Source organism: Methylobacterium sp. J-077, assembly GCF_022829365.1.
Lineage (GTDB): Bacteria > Pseudomonadota > Alphaproteobacteria > Rhizobiales > Beijerinckiaceae > Methylobacterium.
This window is the reverse complement of record NZ_JAKSYJ010000074.1, coordinates 1-13157: the sequence shown is the minus strand read 5'-3', so window position 1 is coordinate 13157 and position 13157 is coordinate 1. Positions and strand designations below refer to the sequence as shown.

Genomic DNA, 13157 nt, shown 5'->3' with positions numbered 1-13157 from the left:
TTTACAGTACCCAGGATTGTATAAAAAATCAATCTTGCTGACTTTACAATGTTCTTAGAGATGTTACCGAACCCAGAGCGTCCCTGGACTGCACTGCAATCGGGCTCGACGTTCCATCCGCGGTGTCATGCGCCGGCCCATGCCGAGCCGGTCTCATGGTCGGCGGCGGTGCCGTCCGTCACCCGGCGTCCCGGAGCCTCGCCGCGTCGGCGCGCCGGCCGCGCCGCTCCGCCGGGTCCTGGAACACCCCGGACCACAGGCCGAGCCGGCGTCCCCAGGCCCGGTCGGCCGCCGCCGCGTAGGTTGGCGTGGCGACGCGATCAGGCACCGCGAGGCCCTGCGCCACCATCCAGGCCCCGAGATCCTCGCCGCCGACCCGGCAGAGCGCCACCACGGCGCCCCCGGCCTCGGCAGCGCGCGGCTCGCAGGTGATGGCGTCGGTGCCGATAAGGTCGGCCAGGGCCCGGGCCGCCGCCCGGCCGCACGCGTAGGTCCGGTCCTGCGCGTCCGAGCAGGTCTGGTCGGCATCGGGCGCCGCGATGCCGTAGAGGCTGACGCGGCTTGCCCCGACCATCACGGTCCCGCCGTCGAGCACCCGGGCCGGGCCGCGCAGGGCCTCGCCGGCCCGGGCTGGGGCGTGCCAGGCGAGGCCGCCGGCCAGGAAAACCGCCAACAGCGGCATCCGCGAGCGGCGGGCGGATTCGTCGGGGCAGAGCAGGGTGCCGGCGAGGCCGGCGGCACAGGCGAGGAGGGCACCGAGGATCAGGGACATGGGATCGCGTCTCCGGAAGAGGTCTGGCCCCCTTCTGACGGAGCCGCGCCCCGCGACCCTGACGGCGCCTGTCAGCCTCCCGTCAGGCGGCCCGCGCCATGCCGGTGCGGTCGCGGGATGATTTCGGGCGCCCGCACCCCACCTCTCCCCGTCATGACCGAGCCCGCCCCCGCATGAGCCAGCCCCCGTCCCTTCGCGCCGCCGCGTTCCTGCTCGCCTGGGGGGCGCTCGCCGGCCTGGCGCCGGCCGCCCACGCCTCCGAGGATGCCGACCGCGCCCGCCGCGCCCTCGAGAAGGGCGAGATCCGCCCCCTCGACGAGGTCCTGCGCGCCGCCCGCGAGGCCGTGCCGGGGGACGTGGTGGCGGTCGATCTCAAGCGCGACGACGGGCAGTGGCGGTACAAGCTGCGCATCCTCGGCGCCGACGGGAAGCGCCGCTCCGTGAAGGTCGATGCCGGCTCGCTCAAGATCCTGGACGAGGACGACGATGATTGAGCGCGGGGGCCGGCCGTGCGCGTCCTAGTGGTCGAGGACGAGCCGCGCATCGCCGCGGACGTGAAGCACGGGCTCGAACAGGCCGGCTACGTCGCCGACGTGGTCGCGGATGGCGAGGCGGCGTGGTTCCGCGCCGAGACCGAGCCCTATGACGCCATGGTGCTCGATCTCGGCCTGCCGCGCCTCGACGGGCTCGGCGTGCTGCGCCGGCTGCGGACGGCCGAGGTGGTGCTGCCGGTGCTGATCCTCACCGCCCGGGACGGCTGGCGCGAGCGGGTCGAAGGCATCGATGCCGGCGCCGACGACTACCTGGTCAAGCCGTTCCGCATGGAGGAGCTGGTCGCGCGCCTGCGGGCGATCCTGCGGCGCACCGCCGGCCACGCCTCGCCGGTGCTCCGGGCCGGGGACGTGGAACTCGACACCCGCACCCGGGCGGTGAGCGTCGCGGGCCGGCCGACCGAACTGACCGCCCTCGAATACCGGTTGCTCGCCTTCCTGCTGCACCGGCAGGGGCAGGTCGTGCCGGCGGGCGAGGTGCTGGACCACCTCCACGGGGTCGGGACCGAGCGCGAGGCCAACGCCCTCGAAGCGCTCCTGACCCGCCTGCGCCGCAAGCTCGGGCCGGGGGTGATCGAGACCCGCCGGGGCCAGGGCTACCGCGTCGCGGAGGCGCCGTGAGGCGCGACTCCCTGCGGCTGCGGCTGGGGCTGGCGGCGGCGGCGCTGATCGCGCTGGCCCTGCTGCTCGCCGGCGCCGGCCTCACCGTGATCCTCGACCAAGTGCTCGACGCCCGCACCGCCGACGAGCTCGACCGGACCGCCAAGCTCATCGCCGGCCGGGTCAACCTCGCGCCGGACGGGCGCCCGACCATCTCCCGGGAGCCGCCGGACGCGCGCTTTTCCACGCCCTATGGCGGCCTGTACTGGCAGGTGGAGGCGGGGAGCCAGGTCCTGCGCTCGCGCTCCCTCTGGGACAAAAGCCTCGACCTCGGGCCGACCGCCGGCGATACCCCCGCCACTGTCGAGGCCGCCGGGCCGGATGGCGGCCGGCTGATCGCCGTCGTCCGCCCCCTGGAGATCGGCCCGCGCGGCGCCGAGACCCGCTTGCGCGTGATCGTGGCCGAGGACCGGCGCGGCCTGGCGGCGAGCCGCGCCACGTTCCTGCGCCTGCTGGTCCCGGCGCTGGCGGCCCTGTTCGTGGTGCTGACGCTGGCCCTGTGGCTGTTCGTGCACCGGGCGCTGGCGCCGTTCCGGGTGCTGCAGCAGGATCTCGGCGCGGTCCATGCCGGCACCCGGACCCGGCTGCCGGAGCATTTCCCCGACGAGGTCCGGCCGCTGGTGGCCGATCTCAACCGCCTGCTCGACGCGCAGGAGCGCGCCCTGGTCCGGGCCCGCGCCGCGGCCGCCGACATGGCCCACGGCCTCAAGACGCCGCTCGCGGTCCTCGACGCCCTGGCGCGCCGGACCGGGCCGGCCGATCCCGGCCTGTCGGGGGAGATCGCCGAGCAGGCCCGGGCGATGGGCGGACAGGTCGAGCGCGCGCTGGCCCGGGCCCGGATCGCGGCGGCCGGGGACCTGCGGCGGCGGACCTGCCGGGTCGCCCCGGTGGCCGAGCGCCTGGTCGCGACCATGCGCCGGCTGCCGGAGGGTGATTCCCTGGTCTGGGCGATCGCCGTGCCGGACGGGCTCGCCTATCCGGGCGAGGACGGCGAGCTGATGGAGGTGCTGGGCAACCTCCTCGATAACGCCCGCAAATGGGCGCACCGGCGGGTCCGGGTGGCCGGGACGCAGGAGGCCGGCGGCCTCCGGCTCACGGTCGAGGATGACGGCCCCGGCATGAGCGAGGCCGCGATCGCCGGCATCGGCCGTGGCCAGCGCTGGGACGAGAGCCGCCCGGGCACCGGCTTCGGCATCGCCATCGCCCGGGACGTGGCCGAGGCCGCGGGCGCCCGGCTCGCCTTCGGGCGCTCGGAGATGGGCGGATTGCGGGCCGCATTGACTTGGACGGAGCAAGCGGGCGGCGCGATGCCAGGGCGCTGAGGCGGGCGGCCGGGAGTGGATCCCCGAGCCGGCGCGGCTACGACGTTCACACCTCGTCTTCCTCGAAGCGCGGACTCCTCCTTCCGTGGCGACCGTCTAGGCAGGTTTTCGGGGCGCATGCGCTCTTGCAGGCCGCGACCTGCCCCCTCTCGCCAGCAACGGTGGGGGCCTCTCGAAGACGGAACCGTGGGTCGCCACTAGCGGGGAGCTTTGCGATCGAGATGGAGGCGTGAACCTCAAGGCCGTCGCGGCGAACGCTTTAATCCGCCCCGCGCCGGAGCAAGAACACGCCTTGCGCGCCGAACAGGTTCCACACCCACCAGGGCATGGAGAAGCGCATCGGCCGGCCGCTGGCATCCAGCGCCGTGGCGGTCTCGATCCGGGCGCCGATCAGCCGGCACAGGCCGACGAAGTCGCGGATCGTGCAATGGTGGATGTTGGGCGTCTCCCACCAGGCATCCGGCATGATCTCGGTGATCGGCATCCGGCCGCGCAGGGCGAGTTCGGACCGGACCCGCCAATGCCCGAAATTCGGGAACGAGATGATTACCTGCCGGCCGATGCGCAGCAGGTGCTCCAGCACGATCCGGGGGTTGCGGGTCGCCTGGATGGTCTGGGACAGCACGACCACGTCGAAGGCGTCGTCGGGGTAGTTCTCCAGGTCGGTGTCCGCGTCGCCCTGGATCACCGACAGGCCGCGGGCGAGGCAGGCATTGACCCCGTCGCGGGACAGCTCGATGCCGCGGCCGTCGATGCCCCGCCGGTCGCGCAGCAGCGCCAGCAGGGAACCGTCGCCGCAGCCGATATCGAGGACGCGGGCGCTCGGCGGCACCAGGCCCAGGACCACGATGTGGTCGACCCGGGCGCCGCCGCCCTCGGCGGTGCGGGGCAGGGCGTCGGTGGTCTGCCACGGCGCGCCGGGGGCGGCCTTGCCCGAGGGGGCCTTGAACAGCATCGAGCCGCTCACAGGCCGCGGGCCCGGGCGGCGGCGTCGATGAAGCCGCGGGCGGCCGAGAACATCGCCGGCTCGTCGAGCAGGAAGGCGTCGTGGCCCTTGTCGGTCTCGACCTCGACGAAGGCGACCGGGGCGGCGGCGGCGTTGAGCGCGTGCACGATCACCCGCGACTCGGAGGTCGGGAACAGCCAGTCGGAGGTGAACGAGATCACGCAGAACCGGGTCTTGATCCCCTGGAACGCCTTGGCCAGCACGCCGCCGTGGTCCTCGGCGAGGTCGAAATAATCCATCGCCCGGGTCAGGTAGAGATAGGCGTTGGCGTCGAACCGCTCGACGAAGCTCAGGCCCTGGTGGCGCAGGTAGCTCTCGATCTGGAAATCGGCGTTGAACGAGAAGGTCGGCGCCGAGCCGCCCTGGAACCGCCGGCCGAACTTCCGGTGCAGCGCCGGCTCCGACAGGTAGGTGATGTGCGCGCCCATCCGGGCGACGCCGAGCCCCTTGGACGGACGCGTGCCGGCCTCGAGATAGCGCCCGTCGGCCCAGGCGGGATCCGCCATGATCGCCTGCCGGCCGACCTCGTGGAACGCGATGTTCTGCGCCGAGTGGCGCGGGCCGGTGGCGATCGGCATCGCGGCGAAGACCCGCTCCGGGTACAGGGCCGCCCATTGCAGCACCTGCATCCCGCCCATCGAGCCGCCGATGCACAGGAACAGGTCGCGCACGCCGAGCCGCTCCAGCAGCATCGCCTGCGCGCGGACCATGTCGCGGATCGTCACCAGCGGGAAGTTCAGCCCGTAGGGACAGCCCGTGGCGGGATCGATCGAGGCCGGGCCGGTGGAGCCCATGCACGACCCGATCACGTTCGAGCAGACGACGAAGTAGCGGTCGGTGTCCACCGGCTTGCCGGGGCCGACCAGGGTCTCCCACCAGCCGGGCTTGCCGGTGAGCGGGTGCGTATGGGCGAAATACTGGTCGCCGGTGAGCGCGTGGCAGATCAGAACCGCGTTCGTGCCCGCGGCGTTGAGGGTGCCGGCGGTCTGGTAGGCGATCTGGAAGGGCGCGAGCTCGACGCCGGCATCGGTCAGCAGCGGCGTATCGGCGCCGAAGCGCATGACCAGGCTCTTCGGGTCGAGCGCCTGCGAGGGCTCCGACAGGCGCCCGGCCGTCTCGTCGATCGGGTCCGGCCGCAGCGCGGTGTCCGGTTGGGTATCCATGCGGGACTTGACGACCGTGTGTCGGCGATCCCGGTCCGCGGCAGGGAAGTGCGGTCTCGCGTGACGCGCCGCACTCGCCCGATGCGGCCAGCGAGACCGGGAGGTAATGCGCCGGGGCGTGAGCGTCAACGCGCCCGGCGGGTCGGGCGTGACGGGTCGCCGCCGATCAGGCCAGCGGCGCCGCCATCAGCGCCAGCCCGAGGGCCGGAAGCCCCAAGGCGAGAGCCGCACGGGCGTCGAGCCGGTCGGCCCCGACGCCGCCGCGCCAGCTCCGGCTCGCGACGTTCTCGACGCAGAGCCCGGTCAGGACGAGCGCGCAGCCGACGATCGCCTGGATCGACATCATGGGAACCTCACCGAGCCGGCCGCGCGAAGCGGCCCAGGATCACGGCTGGGGAAGTGCGCGGGGGGCCTGCCGGTTCCTCCGGTGATCCGCATGAACGCGGGTTGCGGCTTCCGGGCGAACCCTCAGCGGATCGCGACCGCGCAGGCGAAAAACACCATGGCGGCCCCGAAGGCGGTGATGCAGCCGTTCGACCAGGATGTGGCATCCGCCTTGCGCAGCCGGCAATCGGCGGCCACCGAGGTGAGGATCCCGATCAGGAACAGGCTGCAGGGGATCAGGTCACCGGGCATGTCGATCCGTCCAGGGGAACGCGGGACGCGGCCCCTTCTCCGAGATCAACAGGCCGAAACGTGGCGAGTGCCCCGCGGCATTTGCGCGTTACCGCTTTGCCGCGGCGCGGGCTCCCGGACGGTCGTGCTCAGAGCCTGGCCGCGGCGGGCTGCCCCGCAAAATCCTCCGGGCCCATGTCGAGAAGGTCGTTCGGGGTCTCGGTCGTGTCGTAGGCGGCGCTGGCGGCGGCCTCGATCGCCGCCTGGTTCTGCGCGAACAGGTCGAGGGGGGCGAGGTCGGCGCCGCCGCCGAAATGCTGGCGCAGCACCGGGATCGGCACGTCGATCCCGATCACCCGCTCGCCGTTGGTCATCGCGAACCGGATCAGGCTGTCGTCGGCGGGCAGGATATGCGCGCCTCCGTCCAGGTAGCGTGTGAGGGGCATGGGATCGGTCCTTGTGGCAAGCGGGATCCCGGGAGACATAGCGAGGCCCCGCCCACCAACCAGGGCGTGTCCACCCCCGGGACGACCTTAACCGCAGGGCGCAGCTCGAGCCGCCCGGCTTCACCCGCGGAGGAAATGCTGTAGACGGACGCGGAACGCAAAAAAGACCTGCACGCGCATCCGAGTCGCCCTGCCATGTCCGCCCCCAAACCCGTCCGCCCGGAACCGCGCCCTGGAGTCCTGGCGATCGACACCTACGTGCCCGGCAAGAGCGGGCGGCCCGGCGGCGGCAAGGTCCACAAGCTCTCGTCCAACGAGACGCCGCTCGGCCCGAGCCCGGCGGCTCTGGCGGCGCTCCACGAGGCCACCGCCAAGCTGGAGACCTACCCGGACGGCCGCGCCACGGTCCTGCGCGCTGCCATCGCCAAGCGCTACGGGCTCGATCCCGAGCGGATCGTCTGCGGCGCGGGCTCGGACGAGCTCCTCTCCCTGCTGGCCTACGCGTATGGGGGCCCCGGCACCGAGGGCATCTATTCCGAGCACGGATTCCTGGTCTACCGGATCGCGATCCTGGCCTCGGGCGCGACGCCCGTGGTGGCGCCCGAGCGCGACTTCACCACCGACGTCGACGCGATCCTGGCCCGGGTCACCGAGCGGACGCGGATCGTCTACGTCACCAATCCGAGCAACCCGACCGGCACCTACCTGCCGTTCGACGAGATCCGCCGCCTGCACGCCGCCCTGCCGCCCAACGTGCTGCTGGTGATCGACGGCGCCTATGCCGAGTACGTGCGGGCGAACGACTACTCGGCCGGGCTCGAGCTCGCGCTCGAATCCGAGAACGTCGTGATGACCCGGACCTTCTCGAAGATCCACGGCCTCGCCGCATTGCGGATCGGCTGGATGCTGGCGCCGGCCCATGTGGCGGACTCGGTCAACCGCATCCGCGGGCCGTTCAACGTCTCTGGCCCGGCGATCGCGGCGGGCGCGGCGGCCATCGCCGACGAGGCCCACATGGCGGCGGCCGCCGCCCACAACGCCGAATGGCTGCCGAAGCTCACCGACGGCGCTCGGGCGCTCGGGCTGACGGTGACGCCGAGCGTGGCCAACTTCGTGCTGATCCACTTCCCCGACCAGCCTGGCCGCTCGGCCGCCGACGCCGACGCGTTCCTCACCGAGCGCGGGCTGATCACCCGCCGGGTCGCCGCCTACGGACTGCCCCACGCCCTGCGGGTGACGGTGGCGGGCACCGAGGCCAACGAGGCCTTCCTGGCGGCGCTCGCCGACTTCGTGCGGGGCGCGCATGCCTGAACCGCACATGCCTGAGGCCCAGACCCCGCCCCTCGGGCGCCTCACCATCGTCGGGCTCGGGCTGATCGGCTCCTCGATCGCCCGGGCCGCGCGCCGCTACACCCTCGCCGGCACGATCGTCGCCCTGGACCGGGACGCGGCCGTGCGCGCCCGGGTCGCCGAGCTCGGCATCGCGGACGTCGTTACCGGCGACCCGCAGGCGGGCGCCGCGGATGCCGATCTGGTGATCCTGTGCGTGCCGGTCGGCGCCATCGGGGCGGCGGCGGCCGAGCTGGCGCCGTACCTGAAGCCCGGGGCGATCGTCTCGGATGTCGGCTCGGTCAAGGGCGCCGTGGTGGCGGCGATCCAGCCGCACCTGCCGGAAGGCGTCGCGCTGGTGCCCGGCCACCCGATCGCCGGCACCGAGTTCTCGGGGCCGGATGCCGGCTTCGCGACCCTGTTCACCAACCGCTGGTGCATCCTGACGCCGCCGGAGGGCACCGACCCCGCGGCGGTGGAGCGGGTGCGCGCCCTGTGGGCGGGCATGGGCGCCAATGTCGAGACCATGAGCGCCGAGCACCACGACCACGTGCTGGCGATCACCAGCCACCTGCCGCACCTGATCGCCTACAACATCGTCGGCACCGCCGCGGATCTCGAATCGGCCACCCAGTCCGAGGTGATCAAGTTCTCGGCCAGCGGATTCCGCGATTTCACCCGCATCGCCGCCTCCGACCCGACCATGTGGCGCGACATCTTCCTCAACAACCGCGAGGCGGTGCTGGAGATGCTCGGCCGGTTCAACGAGGACCTCTCGGCGCTGGCCAAGGCAGTCCGCTGGGGCGACGGCGATGCGCTCCACGCGATGTTCACCCGCACCCGGGCGATCCGGCGCAGCATCGTGGCCCAAGGCCAGGAGACCGCCGCCCCGGATTTCGGCCGGCCCCGGCCGCCGGAGGCGTAGGTCGGGATTACGCCGGCGGCCGGTTCACCAGCACCGGCTCCGGCGCCGTCCGCTCCGGAAACAGCTGCTTCAGCGCGTCGAGCTTCGGCGCGTCGTTGACGGCGATGTAGGGGTGGCCCGGATGCTGGGCCATGAAATCCTGGTGGTAGGTCTCCGCCGGATAGAACGCGGCCCCCGGCTCGATCCGGGTGGCGATGGGCCGGCCATAGGCCTTGGCCGCGTCGAGTTGGGCGATGTAGGCCCTGGCGATCCGCGCCTGCTCGGCGTCCTGCGGAAACAGCGCCGAGCGGTATTGCCGCCCGCTATCGGGGCCCTGGCGGTCGACCTGGGTCGGGTCGAGGGCCACCGAGAAGAAGATCCGCAACAGCTCGTCGTAGCGGATCAAAGCCGGATCGTAGGTGACCGCGACCGCCTCGGCGTGGGCGGTGCCGCCGCCGCTCACCGTCCGGTAATCCGCGTCGGCGCGGGTGCCCCCGGCATAGCCCGAGACCGCCTGGCTCACCCCGCGCACGTGCTGGAACACCCCCTGCACGCCCCAGAAGCAGCCGCCCGCGAACACGGCGACCCGCTGGCCGGGCGCCTCGCTCGAAACGGTCGCGGCCTCGGGCAGGCGCCGCGGTGCCTCCTCGGCGAAGGCGGCCAGGCGCGGCAGCAGCAGCGCCCCGGCGAGCCCGAGCCCGATAGCGGCGCCCAGAACCGGGCGAAGCGTGACGCGAAGAGTCATGATTGTCCTCTTGCAAGACGCGCCCTGCGAGACGCGCGCCGCTTGATTGCACCGGGTCGTTCGCCACCGGTCGCGCTCCAGTTACGCCGGCCCTGGCCCCAACTGCCCGCATCCACCCGGTGCCGCCGACCGAGATCCGCCCGAGTCTATACCTTGAACCATGTCACAAAGTACCATACTTTTCCGATCAGACCGGGGGGCCGATCGGAGCACGCAGCAGGACAGGCAGACACAAGCCGATGGGAGCAGGACATGAGCACATGCTGGAGCGGGCTGCGCCCCGCGAGGCCATCGTATGCGCATCTTCCTGCCGCTCGACTTCGCGAAACAGGCCGCGAAGCAGAAGGTGACCGACGACGATCTGCGCGAGGCAGTCGCCCGGGCCGAACGCGACCTGATCGATGCGCGCCTCGGGCTGGCGCTGATCAAGCAGCGCATCCCGCGCGCCGGACAGGGCCGCTCCGGCGGCTTCCGCAGCATCATCGTCTACAAGCGGGGGACGATCGCGATCTTCCTGCACCTTTTCGCCAAGAATGCCAAGGCGAACCTGACCAAGACCGAGACGCAGGTGTTCCGCGACCTCGCGGCGACCCTGGCCAGTCTCAGCAACGAGGCGCTGGAACGGGTCGCCGCCGCGCAGAGCTGGAGACGGATCAATGATGACCGAACCGAAGACAACCTATCGCAGTGACGCGCTCCGGTCGGCGCACCGGATCGCCCAGGATCTCCACGCCGCCGGGGCGATCGACAAGGCGACGATGCGCCGGTTCGACGTGTCGTGCCTGACGCCGGTCGAGGACCTCAAGCCGGAGGCGATCCGCGCCATCCGCGAGACCGCGCAGATGAGCCAGGCGATCTTCGCCATGGCCCTCAACGTGACCACGTCGCTCGTCAGCAAATGGGAGCGGGGCGAGAAGAAACCCGGCGGCCCGTCGCTGAAGCTGCTCGCCCTCGCCAACCGGAAGGGCATCGACGCCATCCTGTAGGATCGCCGCGCCGCGGGATCGATTCGGGACAGCCCGGTCCGTTTCCGAAGCCCTCGCGGGCGGGACGCCGCATTGCGGCGGCGCCCGCATGGGTCTACGCACCCGGCAACAGATCGACCTCTGCGCGCAGGACTCGTCCCGTGACCATCGCCCCCGAACCGAACTCCTTCCGCACCGGCCCCGACGAGCGCGGCCGCTTCGGTATCTTCGGCGGCCGGTTCGTCGCCGAGACGCTGATGCCGCTGATCCTCGAGCTGGAGGCGGCCTACGAGGCGGCGAAGATCGATCCCGCCTTCGCGGCCGACATGGCGAGCTACGGCACCCACTATATCGGCCGGCCGAGCCCGCTCTACTACGCCGAGCGGCTCACCGAGCACCTGCGCGCCCAGGCGCCGGCGGGGCAGGGCGCCAAGGTCTATTTCAAGCGCGAGGAGCTGAACCATACCGGCTCCCACAAGGTGAACAACGTGCTGGGCCAGATCCTGCTGGCCCGCCGCATGGGCAAGCCGCGGATCATCGCCGAGACCGGCGCCGGCCAGCACGGCGTCGCCACCGCGACGCTGTGCGCGCGGTTCGGCCTGAAATGCGTGGTCTACATGGGCGCGGTCGACGTCGCCCGGCAGGCGCCCAACGTCTTCCGGATGAAGATGCTCGGCGCCGAGGTGATCCCGGTGGAATCCGGCACCAAGACCCTCAAGGACGCGATGAACGAGGCCCTGCGCGACTGGGTCACCAACGTCGCCGACACGTTCTACTGCATCGGCACCGTGGCCGGCCCGCACCCGTACCCGGCCATGGTCCGCGACTTCCAGTCGGTGATCGGCCGCGAGACCCGGGATCAGATGCTCGCCCAGGAGGGCCGCATCCCGGATTCGCTGATCGCCTGCATCGGCGGCGGCTCCAACGCCATGGGGCTGTTCCACCCGTTCCTGGACGACCGCGAGGTCGAGATCTTCGGGGTCGAGGCCGCCGGCCACGGGGTCGAGTCCGGCCTGCACGCCGCCTCGCTCACCGGCGGCAAGCCGGGCGTGCTGCACGGCAACCGCACCTACCTGCTGATGGACGCGGACGGCCAGATCTCCGACGCGCACTCGATCTCGGCCGGCCTCGACTATCCCGGCATCGGCCCCGAGCACGCCTGGCTGCACGAGATGGGCCGGGTCCAATACCTCTCGGCGACCGATTCCGAGACCCTGGAGGCGTTCAAGCTCTGCTCGATGCTGGAGGGGATCATCCCCGCCCTGGAGCCGGCCCACGCCCTGGCCCGGGTGCTGGACATCGCCCCCCAGCGCCCGGCCGAGCACCTGATGGTGCTCAACATGTCGGGCCGCGGCGACAAGGACATCCCGCAGGTGGCGGAGATCTTCGGGACGAAGCTCTGAAGCTTTTTGGACTGGGACCTATCCCATCCACGACCTCATCCTGGGGTGGCGCCGCGAAGCGAAGCCATCGAAGGAGCCCTCCATCGAGGCCGCTGCGCGGCACCTCAGGATGAGGCGAGGGTTTGGGAGGGCCGCAGCTTCACCGCCATTGCGAGCGCTGCGAAGCCGAGACTTCGCGGACGCGCCTCACCGCACCGTCACCTGATCCTTGATCTTGTCGTACACGGCCCGGCTGAGGACGCGCTTCGACAGGAGCTGCTCCACCGAGGTGTACGGACGCTTGGCGACGATCGCCCGGCCGATCGCGCCGCCGCCCCGGAGCTTGTTGAGGTCGGCCGCCGAGGCGGTGTTGAGGTCGAGGATGGCGATGGCCCGGGGGCCGGCGGAATCCTCGGCCCGGTCGATCTCGGCCTCGCCCTGCTGCTGAGCCGGCGCAGGCTCGGACGGAACGGCGAGGGCGTCGGACGGCATCTGCTGCAGGGGACGCGGCGCGGCGGGTGACGGTGGTGGAGCGGCGGGCTGGGGGGCCGGTTCCGAAACCGGCGGGGGTGCGGCCGGCTCGGCCGGGGTGCTCGCGGCGGGCGCCTCGGCGACCGGGGCGGGATCCGGCGCCGGGCTCGAGCTCGGCAGCAGGAACTGCACCAGAGCCGCCAGGATGCCGGCCAGGATCAGGAGAACGGAAATACGCAGGATTGCAGGGCCGCTCAGCACGCGTCACTCGACGATGAAATTAATTGTCAGGCCTCAGATAATGCTCTCTCGACCTGCCGGCCAATCGAACACCGGGATCCCGGGCCGTACAGCCCATGCCGTCAATAGGGGATCCGCCCGGACGGGCCGCCGGTGAGCGTTCGGATCGCCCGCCTCAGCGAGCGCCTCGGGGCGCTGCGCTACCTGCCGGCCCTGTTCCGCGAGATCGCGGCGGCCAGCCCGCGCCTGCTCGCCGCGAGCCTCGCGTTGCGCCTCGTGGCGGCGTGCCTGCCGATCCTGTCGCTCTACCTCGCCAAGCTGATCCTCGACGGCATCGTCGCCGAGCATGCCCGCCCGGTGCCGGCGGCGGGACTTTCGGACTGGCTCGCCGATCCCGGTCGGGCGCGGATCGCCCTGCTGGTGGCGGCCGAGCTCGGGCTGGCGCTCCTCTCCGACCTCACCGGCCGGCTGGCGAACCTCACCGAGACCCTGATCGGCGACCTCTACGCCAACGCCGCCTCCCTGCGGTTGATGGCCCACGCCGCCTCCCTCGACCTCGCGCAGTTCGAGGACAGCGCCCAGCAGG

The 13157-nt window shown here is 72.1% G+C and carries 16 protein-coding genes and 1 pseudogene; 9 read left to right on the top strand and 8 right to left on the bottom strand.

Going from position 1 to position 13157, the window contains the following annotated elements:
- Positions 1-178: 178 nt before the first annotated feature.
- Positions 179-772, bottom strand: coding sequence for a thermonuclease family protein (locus tag MKL11_RS04655; protein ID WP_243940721.1), 594 nt, complete (start codon positions 770-772; stop codon positions 179-181).
- Positions 773-945: 173 nt separating this feature from the next.
- Here MKL11_RS04655 and MKL11_RS04650 point away from each other — a divergent pair, with 173 nt between their 5' ends.
- From MKL11_RS04650 to MKL11_RS04640, 3 genes are read left to right on the top strand one after another with little or no spacing between them, the layout of a single operon-like run.
- On the top strand, positions 946-1266 hold the full coding sequence (locus MKL11_RS04650) for a PepSY domain-containing protein (RefSeq protein WP_243940719.1): 321 nt from the start codon (positions 946-948) through the stop codon (positions 1264-1266).
- A 15-nt stretch (positions 1267-1281) separates the two neighbouring features.
- Positions 1282-1944: a response regulator transcription factor gene (locus tag MKL11_RS04645; protein WP_243940717.1), complete on the top strand. Its 663-nt coding sequence runs from the start codon at positions 1282-1284 to the stop codon at positions 1942-1944.
- On the top strand, positions 1941-3305 hold the full coding sequence (locus MKL11_RS04640) for an ATP-binding protein (RefSeq protein WP_243940715.1): 1365 nt from the start codon (positions 1941-1943) through the stop codon (positions 3303-3305). The genes MKL11_RS04645 and MKL11_RS04640 overlap by 4 nt, the downstream gene beginning before the upstream one ends.
- Positions 3306-3564: 259 nt before the next feature.
- Here the strand turns inward: MKL11_RS04640 and metW are convergent, their stop codons facing one another.
- From metW to MKL11_RS04615, 5 genes are all read right to left on the bottom strand, one after another.
- Complete coding sequence (metW, locus tag MKL11_RS04635; RefSeq protein ID WP_243940713.1) at positions 3565-4260, bottom strand: methionine biosynthesis protein MetW; 696 nt, start codon at positions 4258-4260, stop codon at positions 3565-3567.
- An 8-nt stretch (positions 4261-4268) separates the two neighbouring features.
- Positions 4269-5474 carry a homoserine O-acetyltransferase gene (locus tag MKL11_RS04630; protein WP_243940711.1) on the bottom strand — a complete coding sequence of 402 codons (1206 nt, stop codon included), beginning with the start codon at positions 5472-5474 and terminating at the stop codon, positions 4269-4271.
- Positions 5475-5640: 166 nt separating this feature from the next.
- Positions 5641-5820 carry a hypothetical protein gene (locus tag MKL11_RS04625; RefSeq protein WP_243940709.1) on the bottom strand — a complete coding sequence of 60 codons (180 nt, stop codon included), beginning with the start codon at positions 5818-5820 and terminating at the stop codon, positions 5641-5643.
- A gap of 122 nt (positions 5821-5942) precedes the next feature.
- Positions 5943-6110 (bottom strand): hypothetical protein, encoded by a 168-nt coding sequence (locus MKL11_RS04620; RefSeq protein ID WP_243940707.1) that lies wholly within the window; start codon positions 6108-6110, stop codon positions 5943-5945.
- Between the two features lie 128 nt (positions 6111-6238).
- Positions 6239-6535 (bottom strand): hypothetical protein, encoded by a 297-nt coding sequence (locus MKL11_RS04615; protein WP_243940705.1) that lies wholly within the window; start codon positions 6533-6535, stop codon positions 6239-6241.
- A gap of 195 nt (positions 6536-6730) precedes the next feature.
- On the opposite strand from MKL11_RS04615, the gene MKL11_RS04610 reads away from it, so the two are divergent.
- A complete protein-coding gene (locus tag MKL11_RS04610; RefSeq protein WP_243940703.1) occupies positions 6731-7846 on the top strand; it encodes a pyridoxal phosphate-dependent aminotransferase in 1116 nt (371 codons plus the stop codon).
- A gap of 7 nt (positions 7847-7853) precedes the next feature.
- Complete coding sequence (locus tag MKL11_RS04605) at positions 7854-8789, top strand: prephenate/arogenate dehydrogenase family protein (RefSeq protein WP_243940701.1); 936 nt, start codon at positions 7854-7856, stop codon at positions 8787-8789.
- 7 nt (positions 8790-8796) lie between these two features.
- On the opposite strand, the gene msrA is transcribed toward MKL11_RS04605, so the two are convergent.
- Positions 8797-9513 carry a peptide-methionine (S)-S-oxide reductase MsrA gene (gene msrA / locus MKL11_RS04600; RefSeq protein ID WP_243940699.1) on the bottom strand — a complete coding sequence of 239 codons (717 nt, stop codon included), beginning with the start codon at positions 9511-9513 and terminating at the stop codon, positions 8797-8799.
- Positions 9514-9808: 295 nt separating this feature from the next.
- Between msrA and MKL11_RS04595 the strand changes: the two genes are divergently transcribed.
- From MKL11_RS04595 to trpB, 3 genes are all read left to right on the top strand, one after another.
- Positions 9809-10204 carry a type II toxin-antitoxin system RelE/ParE family toxin gene (locus MKL11_RS04595; RefSeq protein ID WP_243940697.1) on the top strand — a complete coding sequence of 132 codons (396 nt, stop codon included), beginning with the start codon at positions 9809-9811 and terminating at the stop codon, positions 10202-10204.
- Positions 10173-10499, top strand: coding sequence for a helix-turn-helix domain-containing protein (locus tag MKL11_RS04590; RefSeq protein ID WP_243940794.1), 327 nt, complete (start codon positions 10173-10175; stop codon positions 10497-10499). The genes MKL11_RS04595 and MKL11_RS04590 overlap by 32 nt, the downstream gene beginning before the upstream one ends.
- 140 nt (positions 10500-10639) lie before the next feature.
- On the top strand, positions 10640-11881 hold the full coding sequence (gene trpB / locus MKL11_RS04585; protein WP_243940695.1) for a tryptophan synthase subunit beta: 1242 nt from the start codon (positions 10640-10642) through the stop codon (positions 11879-11881).
- A 186-nt stretch (positions 11882-12067) separates the two neighbouring features.
- Here the strand turns inward: trpB and MKL11_RS04580 are convergent, their stop codons facing one another.
- Positions 12068-12592, bottom strand: coding sequence for a ComEA family DNA-binding protein (locus MKL11_RS04580; RefSeq protein WP_243940693.1), 525 nt, complete (start codon positions 12590-12592; stop codon positions 12068-12070).
- Between the two features lie 132 nt (positions 12593-12724).
- Between MKL11_RS04580 and MKL11_RS04575 the strand changes: the two are divergent.
- Positions 12725-13157, top strand: a pseudogene (locus MKL11_RS04575) (ABC transporter ATP-binding protein); the annotation flags it as partial.